Source organism: uncultured Ruegeria sp. (assembly GCF_947497005.1).
Classification (GTDB): Bacteria; Pseudomonadota; Alphaproteobacteria; order Rhodobacterales; family Rhodobacteraceae; genus Ruegeria.
Map to the genome: position 1 here is coordinate 125,931 of NZ_CANMFF010000007.1, position 18,201 is coordinate 144,131.

The window sequence follows — 18,201 nt, forward strand, 5'->3', positions numbered from 1 at the left end:
GTATGTGATCACGAATCTCATAACCCGTTATCTAAGGCCTGCTGTTTGCTGCGTCACTTCGCGCAGCAGTTTTCTGCGAATTCTTTCCGGGTAATCGGCAAACCCGGCGGCGGAGACGACAAAGGCGCCTTCGCCCACGATGACGTTCTCAAAGAAATATGCCGTCAAGTCTGGCTCACTTTCTTCGATGGCCAGTGCATTGACGACAACGCCGCGGTCGCGCAAGGCCGCATGAATCTGCGTCGGCTCGACCCCTTCATTGGAGACACCGTCCCCTGACAGATCAATCAGACGACGCTTGCAATCGGAAACAGAATCGAAAGCGTCGAGGGTCGTATGGAGCGCCTCACCAATTGCTGTCGAAAAGTTCCGCCAGATGCGCGGGTCGGCAGCGACCTGATCGGCAAACTGGTCCAAAGCCGCAAAACTTTCGATACGGGTCCAGGGAATCGTAACCTGCTGGCGTGACGACCCGGTCCATTGCACAAGCATCAACTGAGCTTGCCCACGCACCAGCGCCTCGGACACGATTGGATCGCGCAGACCAGCGGCCAGACCGTCCATCTGGATGCGGAACTCGCCGCTATCGACAGAGCCAGACACATCCACCGCAAGGGCCAGCGCAAGATCGCAGGCCTGGGCTGCCGGTGCCAGACAAACGCTGGCCAGTATCGCGCGCAGAAGATGCATGGTGCAAACCTAACACGGCTTGCACGCGAATGGTTCACATAACCGTCAGTTCGCCTATTGCGGCATGAGTGCCCAATAATCGAGGTCCAGAAGCACGTCCGGCAAATACCGGCCCTCGTCATTCTTCAGCTCAAACGGCGCGACACCTTTGGTCGCGACCAGACGCAAACGGATCGCCCCCACACCGGGAACGCCAGTTTCCGCTTTATCCAGAACTTCGGACCAAGCCTTGATCGTGTCGCCCGCAAAACAGGGGTTAGCGTGCGCGCCACCATTCAGGCCAACGATCATCTGAACGTTTGCCAGTCCATTGAACGACAAAGTCCGCGCCATCGAGATCACGTGCCCACCATAGATCAACCTGCCTTCCGGGCGGAACGTCAGGTCGAAATGCACCTTGGCGGTGTTCTGCCACAATCGCGTGGCCAGCATATGTTCGGCCTCTTCCACGGTGACACCATCGACATGGTCGATTTTCTCGCCGATTTCATAGTCCCCCCAGCGGTGCGGTTCTCCGGCCAAGGCAAAATCGTAGTTCGAGAAATCGAGGCCTTCGGGAACGATGAGGTCCTTCGGATCGAGCGTCTTTTTCAAGCCCGGAACAACCGTCTCGGGCGCTGGCGCGTCCACATTTGCTTTGCGCACCATAACCCAGCGGACGTATTCGATGACCACTTCATCCAATTGGTTCAAACCACGGGTACGGACCCAGACGACACCGGTTTTTCCGTTTGAGTTCTGCTTGAGACCAATCACCTCGGACACGGATCGCAGAGTATCACCTGCGAAAACAGGCTTCAGCCATCGGCCCTCGCCGTAACCAAGATTGGCAACCGCGTTCAGTGACACATCCGGTACCGTCTTGCCGAACACCAAATGAAACGCGGCCAGATCATCAATCGGGCTTTCTGGCAAACCACAATCCCGGGCAAATTCGTCCGAGGAATACAACGCGTGACGCGCGGGATAGAGCGCGTGGTACAAACCGCGCTCTCCTTCAGTCACCGTACGCGGCACGGCGTGTTGCAACACCTGCCCTACGGAATAATCCTCGAAAAAACGGCCCGGGTTTGTTTTTGCCATTACTGCTGTCCCAGTTTCATGTTGGGGGAATAATCGGCCTCGACCTCTTTGGTCACGGCCTGCGCACAGCGCATCACGTTGCTTGCAGAGTCGAAGGCATAGGACGGGTCTCCATACAGCTCCCATCCCTTTGCCAGCGCGTCTGACACCTTGTGGCAGAAGGCCGATGTGTCTTCCTCGGTCAACAAACGATAGAGTTTCGCCATTCTGTCAGGTCCTTATGATCCGAACGGAGACGGGCCGACCAGCCCATGGATATAACCGATAACCCCTAACAGAACGATCGAAGCAACAAAGAACATCGCATCCTTGCCATAAGTGCCGGGCTCAGTTGGGGTCCAGTCGGGTTCAGACTTGTTGATCACGATCACTTCGACCGCAGCCCATGCCAGAAGCCCGCCGAACAGAATGATCGAGGAGAGATCGCCGTTCACCAGCAAATGCGCAAAGGCCCACAGCTTGAAACCGCCCAGCATCGGATGGCGCAACTTGTTCAGCATCCGGCCTTTGGTGCCCGCGGGGCTCATCATGTAGATCGCGATCAGAACCAACAGATTATTGACGTGGATCAGGAAGGTCGGTGGCGCCCAGACATAGATAAAGTCGGTCATGCGATAGCCGAAGATCATCAGCAGGATCGACGCGACCAACGCCAAAGCAACGGCGCCCTTGCCCCCGTTGCCCATCGCAGCGCGGCGTTCGGGCGCCACACGTTTGAACAGATGCGCCGACCACCACAGCGCCACACCCAAGATCAGAAGAACGAAGCCCATGCTGGCTTACCCCGCTTGCAAAGCTAAAATCACTTCTGCTTTTGCCAGTATTTCGCGGGCCGTTGCAACGTGCAGATTTTCAACAATCTTACCATCCACGACAGCGACACCCTGCCCTAGCGCTTCAACTTCTTCAAACGCAGTGATCTGGCGGCGCGCCAGATCGATCTCGGCCTCGGATGGCGCGTAGGCTGCATTTGTGATCTCAACCTGTGCGGGATGGATCAGAGTCTTGCCATCAAAACCCATGTCGCGGCCTTGCGCACATTCAGCAGCCAGACCTTCGCCATCCTTGAACGCGTTATACACGCCGTCAACGATGATCAGCCCTTCGGCCTTGGCGGCCAGCAGGCACAGACCCAGCGAGGTCATCAACGGCAGGCGGTCGGCGCGGAAGCGGGTTTGCAGCTCTTTTGCCAGATCGTTGGTGCCCATCACAAACCCGGCCATCAAAGGATGGGCAGCGATTTCAGGCGCGTTGAGCATCCCGCGCGGCGTTTCCATCATGGCCCAGATCGGCAAATCTCCGGTGATCGCAGCCAGTGCATCTACGTCAGCCGCTGAATTCACTTTGGGCAGCAGGACAACATCGGCATCCATGTCGCGCACCGCCTCGGCATCGGCGCGACCCCATTTTGTATCCAGCCCGTTGATCCTGACGATCTTGACCCGCGCGCCATAGCCACCAGCGGCCAAGGCTGCCCTGAGCGTTTCCCGCGCATTGTCCTTTTCGTCCGCTGCAACTGCATCCTCCAGATCGAAAATGATTGCATCCACAGGCAATGTGCGAGCTTTGTCCAAGGCCCGGTCCTTCGAACCTGGGATATAGAGGACTGAACGATAGGGGCGCTGACGAGGATCCATGGACCACTCCCATTGAAATAAAGTTGCGCGGAATGGGGCATTTTTTGCCGGAAAGTTCAAGCGTAAAATCGCCGCACTGCAGCGAACTCGACGCAACGTGCTTTGCCTTAACTGAATTTCGGCACCCAGGCCCCACCCTGATCGGCAGAAGGTATCGAAAGGGGTACGGGATGAAAAAGACAGTGTTCAAAATGACGATGAGCCTTGGAATCATGGTTCTGGCCGCCCAACATGTACAGGCCCAGGGTCAGAACTGTGCCCCGCGAAAAGATGTACTGGAGCGGTTGACCGATACTTATGGTGAAACGCGCCGGGGGTTAGGCCTGGCTCGGCAAGGCGCAGTCATGGAGCTTTTCGCGTCAAATCAAAGCGGCAGTTGGACTATCACAGTGACCCTGCCCAACGGCGTCACTTGCCTTGTGGCCTCGGGTCAGGCTTTTGAAGATGTGGCCGACGCGCTGCCGCCCAATGCCTGATCAGGTAAGCGCGTCCCAGATCAGCTTGCTGCCGGTGAGCGTCAGCAGCACATAGGCAATTCCGAAAAACAGGCGTTCGGACAGCATGAAATGTGCCCGTACGCCCAGCCACGCACCAAGAATAGCGAATGGCGTCAGCAGCAAATCGGCCCACGCCGTATGCCATGTGAACATGCCCAGATAAGCGTAGGGTACAAATTTCGCGATATTGATGACCCAGAACACCAGTACCGTGCTGGCCTGAAACTCGGTCTTAGTCAGCCGTTGTGACAGCAGGTAAACGGCGGCCGGAGGACCTCCGGCATGGCTGACGAAGCTGGTGAAGCCCGCGACCAGCCCGGCAAACAGCCCGGCTGAGGGCGGCAATCGTTTGGCAAAACCACGAACCCAGCCCTTCGTTTGTACGATATGCCAGATCACGAATCCGACAGAGATGCCGCCGATCAGCAGCCGCAAAAGATCGTCATCCGTTGCCCGGTAAAGCCACGCGCCCATCGCCACGCCCGGCACAGCGCCTAGGATCAACAGGCGTGAATCCGGCCAGCTCCACCGTTTCCAATAGGGCCCTAGCGTGGCCACATCGATCACCATGAGGATCGGCAGCATCAGCGCCAAGGCCTGCCCGGGCTCTAGTATCAATGCCAGAATCGACGAGGACGCAAAAGCCACTCCCGAGCCGAAACCGCCCTTCGAGATACCAGCAAAGATCACCGCAGGGATCGCCACAGTAAAAAACATCAAGTTCAATTCGAACATGTGACGGTCCCGGTTTTAGCCTGTCTAGAAGGCCCTTTAGCGCAACCACACCCGTGCTTGCAAACGGTATGCGGTTGTATGCCACGCAGCAGAACTCTTGCTTATTACTGTTTTAGCGACTAGCACAACCGCGATTTCAATACCGACCGGAGATATTCCAAATGGCCAGACCCAAGATAGCGCTGATCGGCGCGGGGAACATCGGCGGCACGCTTGCACATCTCGCAGCTGTCAAAGAACTGGGTGACGTTGTCCTGTTTGACATCGCTGACGGGCTGCCGCAAGGCAAGGCGCTCGACATCGCCGAGTCCGGCCCGTCCGAGGGCTTTGACGCCGCAATGTCCGGCACCAGCGACTATGCTGATATCGCTGGCGCGGATGTGTGCATCGTGACCGCAGGCGTGGCCCGCAAGCCGGGGATGAGCCGCGACGACCTGCTGGGCATCAACCTGAAAGTCATGAAGTCGGTTGGTGAAGGCATCGCCGCACACGCACCCGATGCCTTCGTGATCTGTATCACCAATCCGCTGGACGCGATGGTCTGGGCGCTGCGCGAATTCTCAGGCCTGCCGCACAACAAGGTTTGTGGCATGGCGGGCGTACTCGACTCGGCCCGCTTTGCGCATTTCCTGTCGGAAGAGTTCAACGTCTCGATGCGCGACGTGACCGCATTCGTATTGGGCGGTCATGGCGACACCATGGTGCCGTCGGTGCGGTACTCGACCGTTGCCGGTATCCCGCTACCCGATCTGGTCGAGATGGGCTGGACCACGCAAGAGAATCTGGACGCCATCGTTCAGCGCACCCGTGATGGCGGTGCCGAGATCGTTGGCCTGCTGAAAACCGGTTCGGCATACTACGCGCCTGCCACCTCGGCGATTGAAATGGCCGAAGCCTTTCTGAAAGACCAGAAACGCGTCCTGCCCTGCGCCGCCTACTGCAATGGGGAACTGGGTGTGGATGGCCTGTACGTCGGTGTGCCGACAGTCATCGGTGCCGGTGGTGTCGAGCGTATCGTTGACATCAAACTGAATGAGGACGAACAAGCCGGTTTCGACAACTCGGTCAACGCCGTTAAAGGCCTGATCGACGCCTGCAAGGGCATCGACAGCTCGCTGGCGTAAGTCAAACCATAAACTCAAAGACAAGGCCGGCCCATTTTTTGGGCCGGTTTTCTTTTGATCCAGGCTAATCCGGGTCGCCAATGTTGGCGCAAACGTCGCAAATCCTTTTTTTTGAATGTGATTTCCAGTGCCTGCACAAGTTTTTCGAATCAACGAGTAAAGCGGTAAATTTTGTGATCACACCCCAAAAACCTGTGATCACAAATGCCGAAAATCTTCGTGAAATTCCTCTCTTACGTCAAAAAACCCTTTATATTTGCCCGTTAGACCCCCCTATAACGGTTAAACGCAGTCAGACGGGACAATTTCGATGAACATTCACGAATATCAGGCCAAGGCTCTTCTTCGCAGCTATGGCGCCCCGGTCTCCGATGGTCGCGCGGTTCTGCGCGCCGAGGAAGCCAAAACCGCCGCCGGTGAACTGGACGGTCCTCTGTGGGTTGTCAAAGCTCAGATCCACGCAGGCGGACGCGGCAAGGGTTCTTTCAAAGAGGCCGACGCTGGTGAAAAGGGCGGTGTCCGTCTGACCAAGTCGGTTGAGGAAGCGGCCGAGGAAGCCAAAAAGATGCTGGGCCGTACGCTGGTCACGCATCAGACCGGCCCCGCGGGCAAGCAAGTCAACCGCATCTACATCGAAGCCGGTTCCGGCATCGAACGTGAACTGTACCTTGCCCTGCTGGTGGATCGCCAGACCAGCCGCATCTCATTCGTCTGCTCGACCGAAGGCGGAATGGACATCGAAGAGGTTGCCGCGGCAACGCCCGAGAAAATCCTGTCCTTCTCGGTCGATCCGGCAACAGGCTATCAGCCCTATCATGGCCGCCGCATCGCCTTCTCGCTGGGCCTGGAGGGCGCGCAGGTCAAACAGTGCGTCAAACTGATGAGCCAGCTGTACGCTGCCTTCGTCGAGAAGGACATGGAGATGCTGGAAATCAACCCGCTGATCGTGTCCGACAAGGGCGACCTCAAAGTGCTGGACGCCAAAGTCGGCTTTGACGGTAACGCGGTCTACCGCCATCCGGATATTGCCGAGCTGCGCGACACGACCGAGGAAGACCCCAAGGAACTTGAAGCCTCCAAATACGACCTGAACTACATCGCGCTGGATGGTGAGATTGGTTGCATGGTCAACGGCGCCGGCCTGGCAATGGCGACCATGGACATCATCAAGCTGTATGGTGCCGAGCCTGCCAACTTTCTCGACGTGGGCGGTGGCGCCACCAAAGAGAAAGTGACCGAGGCGTTCAAAATCATCACCTCTGACCCGCAGGTCAAAGGCATTCTGGTCAACATCTTCGGCGGCATCATGCGCTGTGACGTCATCGCCGAGGGCGTTGTCGCCGCGGTGAAAGAGGTCGGCCTCAAGGTTCCGCTGGTCGTGCGTCTGGAAGGCACAAATGTCGAGAAAGGCAAAGAGATCATAAACACCTCGGGCCTGGACGTGATCGCTGCGGACAACCTGAAAGACGGTGCCGAGAAGATCGTGAAGGCGGTTAAGGGTTAACTACGCCAAATGTCGAGTTCGGAAGGCATAATTGGTTGGGCGATGGAAGGGGAAATAACCCCCTTCCTTTGGACTACTATCATTGGACTTTGGGTCTGGTTGATGTTTGTTCTCGGCCATTATGCTGCCGATATCGGCGCAGATAAGAAAGATGATGTTGAATTAACAGCAGTCTTTCCTGCCACCGGCGAAGCAAAGAGCTGCAAAGTCAACAAACATGAATTGCAATCAAGCTATAGACCGCTTCGCTACGCTGCATTTTGCGTTTTCATTGGTGGCTGCATCGGCATGGCTGTAGCTGCAGTTAATGCAGGGTATTTGAACTAGGAGCCGCGAAGATGTCCATCCTCATCAAAAAAGAAACCGAACTAGTCCATCAAGGCTCTGTCAGTCTCAAGACCGGATTGCCTTTGGTACTGGCCACCTGATTTGTCTGGAACATCTAACTCCATGACCATCCCCATCTTCCTCATAGGTCTTGAACGCGCCACAGGGCGGGCGCGTTTGATGGAGCAGGAGCTGCAGAAGGCAGGCCTGTCGGCGACTCGCGTCAACGCTGTTGATTGCGACGCCGCCACGCGTGAGGATTTCCTGCGCGATTGCCGGGCTGAGGGGCCATGGGGCTATTTCCACACCAAGGATATGGCCTGCACGCTCAGCCATGCCAAAGCGTGGGAGGCTGTGATTGCCTCGGGGGCAAAGCAGGCGTTGATCCTTGAGGATGACGTGTTCCTGACCCCGGAACTGGCAGACTGGTTAAACGATCCGTCCTGGTGGCCAGAAGATGCCGATATCGTCCGGTTCGAACGCTGGCGCAGCACGAAACTCTACGTCGCGCTTGGGCGCAAACGGTTAGTCCATCTGGGTCGGGAACTGCGCCTGATGCGCTCGCGCCATCCCGGTGGTGCGGCTTACGCGCTGACGCGGCAGGCGGCGCAGCATTTTCTGACTCAGAAACCCTATGACATCACGCTGGATGGCCTGTTGTTCAACCCGTCAGCTTCGGCTGCGGCGCGGCAGGTCAATATCTATCAGGTGATCCCGGCAATGGTTGAACAGGGAAACGAAGCACCGGACGAATACCAGATGGGTGCCCCCCGCGCGCGCCCCAAGGGCTGGCCACTGGTCCGGCAAAAAGTAAGGCGTGGCATCGCCGAAGTCAGCAGCGGCCTCCGCACGATGGCCAATCTGGCCCTGGGCCGCGCCACGCTCGAGAAGATTACCTATGCGCCGCAGGTTCTGCCTGCGACTGAACCCAATCAATCCAACACCGCCTAGAGAAAGGGACAAAATGGCAGTCCTCATCGACGAAAACACCAAAGTGATCTGTCAGGGCTTTACCGGCTCGCAGGGTACATTCCACAGCGAACAGGCCATTGCCTATGGCACCAAGATGGTCGGTGGCGTGACCCCCGGCAAAGGCGGGATGGAGCATCTGGGCCTGCCCGTGTTCAACTCGGTCCACGAGGCCAAACACGTGACCGAAGCCAATGCCTCGGTGATCTATGTTCCGCCGCCGTTTGCTGCGGATTCGATCCTCGAGGCGATTGATGCCGAGATGGAAGTGATCGTCTGCATCACCGAAGGCATCCCGGTTCTGGACATGATGAAGGTACAGCGCGCGTTGGAAGGCAGCAAATCGCGCCTGATTGGCCCGAACTGTCCCGGTGTCATCACGCCCGACGCCTGCAAAATCGGCATCATGCCCGGCCACATCCACAAGCGCGGCTCGGTCGGCGTTGTGTCGCGCTCGGGCACTCTGACCTATGAGGCGGTCAAGCAGACCACCGATGTGGGTCTGGGCCAGTCCACCTGCGTCGGCATCGGCGGCGACCCGATCAAAGGCACCGAGCATATCGACGTGCTGGAATGGTTCCTGGCCGATGACGAAACCCACTCGATCATCATGATCGGCGAAATCGGCGGTTCGGCCGAGGAAGAAGCCGCGCAATTCCTGGCAGATGAGGCCAAGAAGGGCCGCAAAAAGCCGACCGCCGGTTTCATCGCGGGCCGCACAGCCCCTCCGGGCCGCCGCATGGGCCACGCGGGCGCGATTGTCGCTGGCGGCAAGGGCGGTGCCGAGGACAAGATCGAAGCCATGCGCAGTGCCGGTATCGTCGTGGCCGAAAGCCCGGCGCAGCTGGGTGAGGCTGTGCTGGAAGCGATTGGGTAAGGCAAGACTGTGCGCTGTGCTCAACCAAAAATTGCGTTCGCAACAGCACTTATGGTGTTGTGTTGTTTTGGTTGGCACAGCGCCTCCGCTAAATCGAAGGGTTCATTGCTGACGCAAACCCTCCAGACCTGCACTTCTCCCCCACTTAACATAGAGGAAGTTTCAGGCATTTTGACTGGGCAGGGTTGGGTAGAATTACGTTCTGAGACAGACTTTTCCACCTTGTTCGAAGATGCGTTTTCTCCCTTATGGGTGGCCCGTCGCTCGGGTCTTCCGAAAAGTTCTGCATCGTGGGACGGATTGATCAAGGCGACCGCCAACTTTCATCTCAAAGACCTAGTTCCAAACGACTACAATTCGACAAAAGTCTTTGAAAATCTGCAAGATGACCCGACTTATCTGCTGGTTAGAATTACCAAACAAGGAGCGTCACAGTTTGAGTTGCGCTGCGATCTTGTGACGACACCTGCAGCCTCTGGCGAAGGCGAGCGGATTGAACGATTGCTAGATGCATCGGCGGATAGATTGGCAAAAACTGGAATCTCGCTGCATGGGGCTGAAGTTCCAGATAGCATTGTCGTTCGCCGCTCAGACCTTGTTGCGGTCGACCCGCAATTAATAGCAGCATTAGGTGGGTCAGTGACTCATCACAGCGTATTGTTGCTAACTTCGGTCGAAGGAACAACTAAATGACCTTCTCTGACGCCATCCGCACCTGTTTCTCCAAGTTCTTCACCTTCTCGGGCCGTGCCTCGCGCCCCGAATACTGGTTCTTTTTTCTTTTCATCGTGATCTGGAGCTTCATCGCAGGGATCATCGACTGGCAGTTCTTCACTCAGGTCGCGATCACAGAAAGCGACGAGGTCCAATCCATCACCGCTACGTCCCGCCAACCGGTGCAGAGCATCGTCGGTCTGATCGTGTTCTTCCCGCATCTGACCGTCGCATTCCGGCGGATGCACGATACCGGGCGCAGCGGGCTGTATGCTCTGCTGCCAATCCTGCTGATCCTCGGGGCCTTTGCGGTCCTGATCTTTGGTATCGGTATAGCCAGCCAGTTCCATGGTGGCACGCTGGATATTCTGTTCACCCGCGCAACATTGCTGATCGTCATTCCGACACTTATCGTTCTGTTTGTGTCGCCCCTTCTGGTTCTGTGGTGGCTGACCCGCCCCAGCCAGCCAGGTGCCAATCAATACGGTCCCAACCCACATGAGGTAGCCCAATGACCGAACACTCGCCCAACTCTGCCTTTCATGCCTCAAGCTTCATGCAGGGGCATAATGCCGAATACCTTGAGCAGCTCTATGCCCAATACACCAAGAACCCCGGTGCGGTGGATGCTGCCTGGGTCGAGTTCTTCAGGGCCATGGGCGACGCCGCACCGGATGTGCAGCGCGAAGCCGAAGGGCCATCATGGGCGCGCACCGATTGGCCTCCGGTGCCTGCCGACGATCTGACTGGCGCCCTGACCGGGGAATGGGCCGAGATTGACGCCAAGGCGGCGGGCAAGAAGATCAAGGACAAGGCTGAGGCAAAGGGTGTCGAGGTCAGCGATGACCAGATCAAGCGCGCCGTTCTGGACAGCTTGCGCGCGCTGATGCTGATCCGGGCCTACCGGATCCGGGGTCATCTGGCCGCTGATCTGGACCCGCTTGGCATGCGCGCGGCCAGCAATCATCCCGAGCTGGATCCCAAGACATACGGGTTCACCGATGCCGACATGGATCGCCCGATCTTCATCGACAATGTGCTGGGTCTGCAGGTCGCCTCAATGCGGCAGATCGTCGAGATCGTGAAGCGAACGTATTGTGGCACCTTCGCGCTGCAATACATGCATATCTCGAACCCTGAAGAAGCGGCTTGGCTGAAGGAACGGATCGAGGGTTATGGCAAGGAAATCGCGTTCACCAAGGAAGGCCGCAAAGCCATCCTGAACAAGATGGTCGAGGCTGAAGGCTTTGAGAAATTCCTGCATGTCAAATACATGGGCACCAAGCGCTTTGGTCTGGACGGCGGTGAAGCGCTGATCCCCGCGATGGAACAGATCATCAAGCGCGGTGGCGCGCTTGGCCTTAGCGATATCGTTATCGGGATGCCCCACCGGGGCCGTCTGAACATTCTGGCCAACGTGATGCGAAAGCCCTATCGCGCCATTTTCAATGAATTTCAGGGCGGTAGCTTCAAGCCGGACGAAGTGGATGGGTCGGGTGATGTGAAATATCACCTCGGGGCCTCCAGCGACCGCGAGTTTGACGGCAACAGCGTGCACCTGTCGCTGACTGCCAACCCCTCGCATCTCGAAGCTGTGAACCCGGTGGTTCTGGGCAAGGTCCGCGCCAAGCAGGACCAGTTGGGCGATACAGATCGCACAAGGGTTATGGCCATCCTGCTGCACGGGGATGCGGCCTTTGCCGGTCAGGGCGTTGTCGCTGAAGGCTTTGGCCTGAGTGGTCTGCGCGGGCATCGCACCGGCGGCACCATGCATATCGTTGTGAACAACCAAATCGGGTTTACCACTGCACCGCATTTCTCACGCTCCAGCCCCTATCCGACGGATATCGCGCTGATGGTCGAGGCACCGATTTTCCACGTGAACGGTGATGACCCCGAAGCTGTCGTTCACGCGGCCAAGGTGGCGACCGAGTTCCGCCAGAAATTCCACAAGGACGTGGTTCTGGATATCTTCTGCTACCGCCGGTTCGGGCATAACGAGGGCGATGAGCCCATGTTCACCAACCCGATCATGTACAAGAAGATCAAGACTCATAAGACCACGCTGTCCCTGTACACAGAGCGCCTGGTTCGGGACGGCCTGATCCCCGAAGGCGAGATCGAGGATATGAAAGCGGCCTTTCAGGCCCATCTGAACGATGAATTCGAAGCCGGCAAAGACTATAAGCCCAACAAAGCCGACTGGCTGGATGGACGATGGTCACATCTGGACAAGAACAAGGACGAATACGTGCGCGGCGACACCGCAATCTCGCCCGAGACGATGGCCCAGATCGGCAACACCCTGACCCATGCGCCAACTGATATTGCTGTGCACAAGACGGTTACGCGCCTGTTGGATCATAAGAAACAGATGTTCGACAGCGGCAAAGGCTTCGACTGGGCCACGGGCGAGGCACTGGCCTACGGCTCGCTGCTGACCGAGGGGTATCCGGTGCGCCTGTCCGGGCAGGACGCAACGCGCGGGACATTCAGTCAGCGCCACTCGGGTTTTGTGCATCAGGAAACCGAAGAGCGGTACTACCCCCTGAACAACATCCGCGCAGGCCAGTCGAAATACGAAGTGATCGACTCGATGTTGTCCGAATATGCGGTGCTGGGCTTTGAATACGGGTTCTCGCTGGCCGAACCCAACGCCCTGGTTCTATGGGAAGCGCAGTTCGGTGACTTTGCCAACGGCGCTCAGATCATGTTCGACCAATTCATTAGCTCGGGCGAATCAAAATGGCTGCGGATGTCCGGTTTGGTCTGCCTGCTGCCGCACGGGTTCGAAGGGCAAGGCCCCGAACACTCGTCAGCCCGCCTGGAGAGGTTTCTGCAGATGTGCGGTCAGGACAACTGGATCGTGGCGAACTGTACGACGCCCGCAAACTACTTCCACGTTCTGCGCCGTCAGTTGCACCGGACCTTCCGCAAGCCGCTGATTCTGGTAACGCCCAAGTCGCTGCTGCGCCACAAATTGGCCGTCAGTACTGCGGACGATTTCACCACAGGCTCCAGCTTCCACCGGGTGCTGTGGGATGACGCGCAGAAGGGCAATTCGGACACCAAATTGGTGGCAGATGACAAGATCAAACGGGTCGTCATGTGTTCGGGCAAGGTCTATTTCGATCTGCTGGAGGAACGCGACGCGCGTGGCATTGACGACATCTATCTGATGCGGATTGAACAGTTCTACCCCTTCCCGGCACATTCACTGATCAACGAGCTCGAACGGTTCAAGAACGCCGAAATGGTCTGGTGTCAGGAAGAACCCAAGAACCAAGGCGCATGGACATTTATTGAACCCAATATCGAATGGGTTCTATCCCGTATCGGCGCAAAACACACTCGTCCGGCTTATGCCGGTCGCGCAACCTCGGCCTCGCCCGCGACGGGTCTGGCCAGCCAACACAAAGCCCAACAAGAAGCGCTGGTTAACGAAGCGCTGAGCATTGAAGGAAAGTAAGCGATGACGATTGAAGTTCGTGTTCCCACGCTTGGCGAGTCGGTCACCGAAGCCACAGTCGCAACCTGGTTCAAGAAACCCGGCGATGCCGTGGCTGTTGATGAGATGCTTTGTGAGCTTGAGACTGACAAAGTCACCGTCGAAGTACCTTCTCCCTCTGCTGGCGTGATGGGTGAGATTGTGGCCACCGAAGGCGAAACTGTAGGTGTTGATGCCCTGCTGGCAACGATTGCGGCTGGCGAAGGTGCGTCTCCTGCTCCGACAACTGCGCCAACTCCGGCTGCCGCACCAGCGGCGTCGGGCGGGTCGGTTGACGTAATGGTGCCGACACTTGGCGAATCCGTGACGGAAGCGACTGTTTCGACCTGGTTCAAGCAGGTCGGCGACAGCGTCGCGCAGGACGAGATGTTGTGTGAGTTGGAAACCGACAAGGTCTCGGTTGAAGTACCGGCCCCGGCTTCGGGCGTTCTGGCCGAAATCGTCGCGCCTGAAGGTGCAACTGTGGATGCAACCGCAAAGCTGGCCGTAATCTCTGGCGCTGCCGCAGGTGCTGCGCCCGCACCTGCTCCGGCGGCGGCAGCGGCAGCGGCTGCTGCAAGCACCGGCAAGGACGTTGCAAACGCTCCATCCGCCGAAAAAGCGATGGCAGAGGCCGGGTTGTCCGCCGATCAGGTCACCGGCACAGGTCGCGATGGCCGCATCATGAAGGAAGACGTTGCAAAAGCCGTGGCGACGGCTGCGGCGCCGGCACCTGCAGCGGCTGCGCCCGTTGCCCAAGCGCCACGCGCGCCGGTTGCCGCCGAAGATGCCGGACGCGAAGAGCGTGTCCGTATGACCCGCCTGCGCCAGACCATCGCCAGACGTCTCAAGGATGCACAAAACACCGCCGCGATCCTGACCACCTACAATGAGGTGGACATGACCGAGGTGATGGCCCTGCGCAACCAGTACAAGGACCAGTTCGAGAAGAAGCACGGCGCACGTCTGGGCTTTATGTCTTTCTTCACCAAAGCCTGCTGCCATGCCCTGAAAGAAGTTCCCGAAGTCAACGCCGAGATTGATGGCAATGACATCGTCTACAAGAACTTCGTGCATATGGGCGTTGCCGCCGGTACGCCGCAGGGCCTGGTGGTTCCGGTCATCCGCGACGCGGACAGCATGTCATTTGCAGCGATCGAAAAGGCTATTGCTGAAAAAGGCAAGCGCGCCCGTGACGGCAAGCTTTCGATGGCAGAAATGCAGGGCGGCACCTTCACCATCTCGAACGGCGGTGTCTATGGCTCGCTGATGTCGTCGCCAATCCTGAACCCTCCGCAGTCGGGTATTCTGGGCATGCACAAGATCCAGGACCGTCCGATGGTCATCAATGGTGAGATCAAGATCCGCCCGATGATGTATCTGGCGCTGTCCTATGATCACCGCATCGTTGACGGCAAAGGCGCGGTGACGTTCCTTGTTCGTGTGAAAGAGGCGCTGGAAGATCCGCGCCGCCTGCTGATGGATCTGTAATCATGGCGACACATGTACTCTGGCAGGCCGATGTGGCCGATTTCGACGTCTGGCTGAAAGTGTTCCGCGAAGACAAGCCGATGCGCAAGGCTGCGGGCATCCGCGACCTGCATGTCTGGCGCGATCCTGATCAGCGCGACCATGCGGTTGCCATGTTCGAAGTTACCAGCCTCGACAAGGCCCGGGCCTTTTTCGGGTCCGAAGAACTGGCGATGCATCACGAGCGTGGCGGTATTGCACATATCAGCATCAAGCTGCTGGAACCGGTATAAGCAATTGCAGGGGCGGGTTCTCATCGTCCCTGCGACCCCCTATCACGAAGGGAATGCCAAAGAGATGGAGTATCAATTGGTCGCCGGAGAATCCGGGTGCTAAAAGACGGGAAACGCGACGGAGATCCACTGATGCCTCCGCCGCTGCAGACCGATTTGACCGATCCCGCGCAGGGTTTGGGTTTGCTGGCACAGCAGATCAGCGATCACTCAGAGCTGGAAACGGACACAAGGATTGTTGTCCTGACGTTCATCCGACGGGTCGCGATGGTTTCCGCGCTGGTATTCCTTAGCGGTTGGGCACTTGGCCTGCTAAATTTCCGGACCGTATCGCGGCTGGCTGTTCAGTTGATATTCATCGCAGCAATGCTTGTCGGGCATGGCCGTTTTCGCGAACTGTATGCGCTGAGCAGACCTGTGTGGGCAAACTGGTTCTTCTACGGTCTGGTTGGCCTTGCTGCTGTTGTTCTCTTTTTTGCACCTGCGGGACAGTTGAGCATCCTGTCCGTCACCATGGCCGCTTATCTCATGCTTATCCCCCCGATCATTGGCGCAATTCTGGCCCTGAATGACCCGGCCAGGGCTGCGGCGCTCAGGAATATCGCCAGATACAGAAATGCGCTTCCTCGAAACCAAAGAAAACGCTTTGATGCAGAAACAAAAGTGCATCTGGCAGCTCACCGCGAATAGCGGGTACCATACAAACAAGGGAAATGACCCATGGCAAACTATGACGTTATTGTAATCGGCGCCGGCCCCGGCGGTTATGTTTGTGCCATCCGTTGTGCGCAGCTGGGTCTGAAAACCGCTGTGGTCGAAGGGCGCGAAGCGCTGGGCGGAACCTGCCTGAACGTGGGTTGCATCCCGTCCAAGGCGCTGCTGCATGCCAGCCATCAGTTGCATGAGGCCGAGCATAACTTTGCCAAGATGGGCCTGAAGGGCAAATCTCCCTCCGTCGACTGGAAACAGATGCAAGCGTACAAAGATGAGGTCATCGACGGCAACACAAAAGGCATCGAGTTCCTGTTCAAGAAGAACAAGATCGACTGGCTGAAAGGTTGGGGATCGATCCCTGCCGCGGGTCAGGTCAAGGTGGGCGATGAGGTGCACGAGACCAAGAGCATTATCATCGCATCAGGGTCAGAGCCTTCCTCTCTGCCCGGTGTTGAAGTAGACGAGAAGGTTGTCGTGACCTCGACCGGAGCCTTGGCATTGGGCAAGATCCCCAAGAAGATGGTGGTGATCGGCGCCGGTGTAATCGGGCTGGAGCTGGGCTCGGTCTACAGCCGCTTGGGTGCCGAAGTAACCGTGATCGAATTCCTCAAAGAAATCACCCCAGGCATGGACCCCGAGGTGCAAAAGACTTTCCAGCGTATCCTCAAGAAGCAGGGCCTGAAATTCATCATGGGCGCAGCGGTGCAGAAGACCGAAGCAACCAAGACCAAGGCCAAGGTGACCTACAAGCTGCTCAAGGACGACAGCGAGCATGTGATCGACGCCGACACCGTGCTGGTCGCCACCGGCCGCAAGCCGTATTCTGATGGTCTGGGACTGGAAGCTCTGGGCGTCGAGATGACACCGCGCGGCCAAATCAAGGTTGGTGCCGACTGGCAGACCAACGTACCGGGTGTCTATGCCATTGGCGACGTGACCGAAGGCCCGATGCTGGCGCACAAAGCCGAAGACGAGGGCATGGCCGCGGCCGAGCAGGTTGCAGGCAAGCATGGTCATGTGAATTACGGCGTGATTCCAGGTGTGATCTATACGTGGCCCGAGGTCGCCAATGTTGGTGAAACCGAGACGACGCTCAAGGAACAGGGCCGCGCCTACAAGGTTGGCAAGTTCATGTTCATGGGCAACGGCCGCGCCAAGGCAAACTTCGCAGCTGATGGGTTCGTGAAGATTCTGGCCGACAAGGAAACTGATCGTATTCTGGGTGCTCATATCATCGGCCCAGCAGCGGGCGATCTGATCCATGAGGTCTGTGTCGCAATGGAATTCGGCGCGTCCGCCGAGGATCTGGCTCTGACCTGTCACGCGCATCCGACCTATTCCGAAGCGGTGCGCGAGGCGGCGCTGGCCTGCGGCGACGGCCCAATCCACAGCTAACAACCTTGACCCCGGCGGTGATCAGCCCGTCGGGGTCAGCCATGCATCCAGATAGGTCTCCAACCTGTCGGTGAATGTCGTTGCTGAATGCAGCGCACAATACCTCAAGGACATGGCTTGAATAGCAAAAGCCTGTACACCTTCCGCCAAAAGTTCGGATGGCACGTCCTTGCGCATTTGAGCTGCTTCTAGCCATAGCATAACGACCCGGAAGTATCTCTCAAAGCAATAGGCGATCGGGCCTATGTCTGCGATGGCCGCCGCCCCGGAATACCTGATCAGCAGATCAAACACATATCGCTCAGACGTCATGCAACCGTGGACGGGTTCGAGAGCAGCGATGATCTGAGGAACAGTTTTTGGCGGTGTTCCGGCCTCTGCCTGGTTCAGACACGCATTCAACTTGTTAGCGATCAGGATTTCCATGAGCGCGTCCTTGTCATGGAAATGCGCAAAGAAGGTGCCCTTCGCGACACCCGCAGCCTTTACAACCTCTTCCACCCGCAAAGCTTCATATCCACCATTTTGGATAACCTTTTCAGCCGCCGAGAGAAGCTTGGCGCGGGTCTTGATCGTACGTTTTTGGATAGTCTTTTGCATGTTGCTCAATCGCATATTTTTTGACCACGGTCAAATTTTATATTGACCACGGTCATTTTTTGATCCTATTAAATGACCATGGTCA

20 protein-coding genes are annotated in these 18,201 nt (G+C 57.5%); 13 read left to right on the forward strand and 7 right to left on the reverse strand.

Translation table 11 applies throughout. From position 1 onward, the window contains the following. Window positions 1-27: 27 nt before the first annotated feature. The 5 genes from Q0816_RS11665 to Q0816_RS11685 are packed head-to-tail and all read right to left on the reverse strand — an operon-like array spanning window position 28 to window position 3,410. Window positions 28-690 carry a DUF1194 domain-containing protein gene (locus Q0816_RS11665; protein ID WP_298850592.1) on the reverse strand — a complete coding sequence of 221 codons (663 nt, stop codon included), beginning with the start codon at window positions 688-690 and terminating at the stop codon, window positions 28-30. Between the two features lie 54 nt (window positions 691-744). Beyond that, window positions 745-1,773, reverse strand: coding sequence for a hypothetical protein (locus tag Q0816_RS11670; protein WP_298850594.1), 1,029 nt, complete (start codon window positions 1,771-1,773; stop codon window positions 745-747). After that, window positions 1,773-1,979, reverse strand: a complete 207-nt coding sequence (locus tag Q0816_RS11675) for a DUF1737 domain-containing protein (protein WP_298850596.1) — start codon at window positions 1,977-1,979, stop codon at window positions 1,773-1,775. Before Q0816_RS11675 ends, Q0816_RS11670 begins: the two co-directional genes overlap by 1 nt. Before the next feature lie 12 nt (window positions 1,980-1,991). Continuing rightward, entirely contained in the window at window positions 1,992-2,546 is a 555-nt protein-coding gene (locus tag Q0816_RS11680) for an NnrU family protein (RefSeq protein WP_298850597.1), read from the reverse strand. Between the two features lie 6 nt (window positions 2,547-2,552). Continuing rightward, the gene (locus tag Q0816_RS11685; protein WP_298850599.1) at window positions 2,553-3,410 is read right to left on the reverse strand and encodes a CoA ester lyase; all 858 of its coding nucleotides are present in this window, start codon (window positions 3,408-3,410) and stop codon (window positions 2,553-2,555) included. Window positions 3,411-3,580: 170 nt separating this feature from the next. On the opposite strand from Q0816_RS11685, the gene Q0816_RS11690 reads away from it, so the two are divergent. Continuing rightward, window positions 3,581-3,886: a hypothetical protein gene (locus Q0816_RS11690; protein ID WP_298850601.1), complete on the forward strand. Its 306-nt coding sequence runs from the start codon at window positions 3,581-3,583 to the stop codon at window positions 3,884-3,886. On the opposite strand, the gene Q0816_RS11695 is transcribed toward Q0816_RS11690, so the two are convergent. Next, a complete protein-coding gene (locus Q0816_RS11695) occupies window positions 3,887-4,642 on the reverse strand; it encodes a sulfite exporter TauE/SafE family protein (protein WP_298850603.1) in 756 nt (251 codons plus the stop codon). 161 nt (window positions 4,643-4,803) lie between these two features. On the opposite strand from Q0816_RS11695, the gene mdh reads away from it, so the two are divergent. The 12 genes from mdh to lpdA all read left to right on the forward strand — a co-directional run bounded on the left by mdh (window position 4,804) and on the right by lpdA (window position 17,516). Beyond that, window positions 4,804-5,766 carry a malate dehydrogenase gene (mdh, locus tag Q0816_RS11700; RefSeq protein WP_298850605.1) on the forward strand — a complete coding sequence of 321 codons (963 nt, stop codon included), beginning with the start codon at window positions 4,804-4,806 and terminating at the stop codon, window positions 5,764-5,766. 310 nt (window positions 5,767-6,076) lie between these two features. Then, window positions 6,077-7,270, forward strand: coding sequence for an ADP-forming succinate--CoA ligase subunit beta (sucC, locus tag Q0816_RS11705; RefSeq protein ID WP_298850607.1), 1,194 nt, complete (start codon window positions 6,077-6,079; stop codon window positions 7,268-7,270). 42 nt (window positions 7,271-7,312) lie between these two features. Beyond that, entirely contained in the window at window positions 7,313-7,597 is a 285-nt protein-coding gene (locus Q0816_RS11710; protein ID WP_298850610.1) for a hypothetical protein, read from the forward strand. 123 nt (window positions 7,598-7,720) lie between these two features. Further along, window positions 7,721-8,548 carry a glycosyltransferase family 25 protein gene (locus Q0816_RS11715; RefSeq protein WP_298850612.1) on the forward strand — a complete coding sequence of 276 codons (828 nt, stop codon included), beginning with the start codon at window positions 7,721-7,723 and terminating at the stop codon, window positions 8,546-8,548. 13 nt (window positions 8,549-8,561) lie between these two features. Next, window positions 8,562-9,443, forward strand: coding sequence for a succinate--CoA ligase subunit alpha (gene sucD / locus Q0816_RS11720; RefSeq protein WP_298850614.1), 882 nt, complete (start codon window positions 8,562-8,564; stop codon window positions 9,441-9,443). A gap of 105 nt (window positions 9,444-9,548) precedes the next feature. Further along, window positions 9,549-10,136, forward strand: coding sequence for a hypothetical protein (locus Q0816_RS11725; RefSeq protein WP_298850616.1), 588 nt, complete (start codon window positions 9,549-9,551; stop codon window positions 10,134-10,136). Then, window positions 10,133-10,672 (forward strand): DUF805 domain-containing protein, encoded by a 540-nt coding sequence (locus tag Q0816_RS11730; protein ID WP_298850618.1) that lies wholly within the window; start codon window positions 10,133-10,135, stop codon window positions 10,670-10,672. The genes Q0816_RS11725 and Q0816_RS11730 overlap by 4 nt, the downstream gene beginning before the upstream one ends. Then, the gene (locus tag Q0816_RS11735) at window positions 10,669-13,626 is read left to right on the forward strand and encodes a 2-oxoglutarate dehydrogenase E1 component (RefSeq protein ID WP_298850620.1); all 2,958 of its coding nucleotides are present in this window, start codon (window positions 10,669-10,671) and stop codon (window positions 13,624-13,626) included. The genes Q0816_RS11730 and Q0816_RS11735 overlap by 4 nt, the downstream gene beginning before the upstream one ends. 3 nt (window positions 13,627-13,629) lie before the next feature. Further along, entirely contained in the window at window positions 13,630-15,135 is a 1,506-nt protein-coding gene (gene odhB / locus Q0816_RS11740; RefSeq protein ID WP_298850622.1) for a 2-oxoglutarate dehydrogenase complex dihydrolipoyllysine-residue succinyltransferase, read from the forward strand. A gap of 2 nt (window positions 15,136-15,137) precedes the next feature. Beyond that, a complete protein-coding gene (locus tag Q0816_RS11745; protein ID WP_298850624.1) occupies window positions 15,138-15,407 on the forward strand; it encodes a hypothetical protein in 270 nt (89 codons plus the stop codon). A 132-nt stretch (window positions 15,408-15,539) separates the two neighbouring features. Continuing rightward, on the forward strand, window positions 15,540-16,097 hold the full coding sequence (locus Q0816_RS11750) for a hypothetical protein (RefSeq protein WP_298850626.1): 558 nt from the start codon (window positions 15,540-15,542) through the stop codon (window positions 16,095-16,097). Window positions 16,098-16,127: 30 nt separating this feature from the next. Next, window positions 16,128-17,516 (forward strand): dihydrolipoyl dehydrogenase, encoded by a 1,389-nt coding sequence (lpdA, locus tag Q0816_RS11755; protein ID WP_298850628.1) that lies wholly within the window; start codon window positions 16,128-16,130, stop codon window positions 17,514-17,516. A gap of 21 nt (window positions 17,517-17,537) precedes the next feature. Here lpdA and Q0816_RS11760 read toward each other — a convergent pair whose 3' ends face one another. Continuing rightward, window positions 17,538-18,116 (reverse strand): TetR/AcrR family transcriptional regulator, encoded by a 579-nt coding sequence (locus Q0816_RS11760; RefSeq protein WP_298850630.1) that lies wholly within the window; start codon window positions 18,114-18,116, stop codon window positions 17,538-17,540. Between the last annotated feature and the right edge of the window lie 85 nt (window positions 18,117-18,201).

Excerpts from the sequence above, each read along its gene's own strand:
- Q0816_RS11665 (WP_298850592.1), bottom strand. The coding sequence starts at position 690 with ATGCATCTTCTGCGCGCGATACTGGCCAGCGTTTGTCTGGCACCGGCA.
- mdh (WP_298850605.1), top strand. The coding sequence starts at position 4,804 with ATGGCCAGACCCAAGATAGCGCTGATCGGCGCGGGGAACATCGGCGGC.
- Q0816_RS11760 (WP_298850630.1), bottom strand. The coding sequence starts at position 18,116 with ATGCAAAAGACTATCCAAAAACGTACGATCAAGACCCGCGCCAAGCTT.
- Q0816_RS11675 (WP_298850596.1), bottom strand. The coding sequence starts at position 1,979 with ATGGCGAAACTCTATCGTTTGTTGACCGAGGAAGACACATCGGCCTTC.
- Q0816_RS11730 (WP_298850618.1), top strand. The coding sequence starts at position 10,133 with ATGACCTTCTCTGACGCCATCCGCACCTGTTTCTCCAAGTTCTTCACC.
- Q0816_RS11695 (WP_298850603.1), bottom strand. The coding sequence starts at position 4,642 with ATGTTCGAATTGAACTTGATGTTTTTTACTGTGGCGATCCCTGCGGTG.
- Q0816_RS11685 (WP_298850599.1), bottom strand. The coding sequence starts at position 3,410 with ATGGATCCTCGTCAGCGCCCCTATCGTTCAGTCCTCTATATCCCAGGT.
- Q0816_RS11690 (WP_298850601.1), top strand. The coding sequence starts at position 3,581 with ATGAAAAAGACAGTGTTCAAAATGACGATGAGCCTTGGAATCATGGTT.
- Q0816_RS11680 (WP_298850597.1), bottom strand. The coding sequence starts at position 2,546 with ATGGGCTTCGTTCTTCTGATCTTGGGTGTGGCGCTGTGGTGGTCGGCG.
- Q0816_RS11750 (WP_298850626.1), top strand. The coding sequence starts at position 15,540 with ATGCCTCCGCCGCTGCAGACCGATTTGACCGATCCCGCGCAGGGTTTG.
- Q0816_RS11745 (WP_298850624.1), top strand. The coding sequence starts at position 15,138 with ATGGCGACACATGTACTCTGGCAGGCCGATGTGGCCGATTTCGACGTC.
- lpdA (WP_298850628.1), top strand. The coding sequence starts at position 16,128 with ATGGCAAACTATGACGTTATTGTAATCGGCGCCGGCCCCGGCGGTTAT.
- odhB (WP_298850622.1), top strand. The coding sequence starts at position 13,630 with ATGACGATTGAAGTTCGTGTTCCCACGCTTGGCGAGTCGGTCACCGAA.
- sucD (WP_298850614.1), top strand. The coding sequence starts at position 8,562 with ATGGCAGTCCTCATCGACGAAAACACCAAAGTGATCTGTCAGGGCTTT.
- Q0816_RS11670 (WP_298850594.1), bottom strand. The coding sequence starts at position 1,773 with ATGGCAAAAACAAACCCGGGCCGTTTTTTCGAGGATTATTCCGTAGGG.
- Q0816_RS11715 (WP_298850612.1), top strand. The coding sequence starts at position 7,721 with ATGACCATCCCCATCTTCCTCATAGGTCTTGAACGCGCCACAGGGCGG.
- Q0816_RS11710 (WP_298850610.1), top strand. The coding sequence starts at position 7,313 with ATGGAAGGGGAAATAACCCCCTTCCTTTGGACTACTATCATTGGACTT.
- sucC (WP_298850607.1), top strand. The coding sequence starts at position 6,077 with ATGAACATTCACGAATATCAGGCCAAGGCTCTTCTTCGCAGCTATGGC.
- Q0816_RS11735 (WP_298850620.1), top strand. The coding sequence starts at position 10,669 with ATGACCGAACACTCGCCCAACTCTGCCTTTCATGCCTCAAGCTTCATG.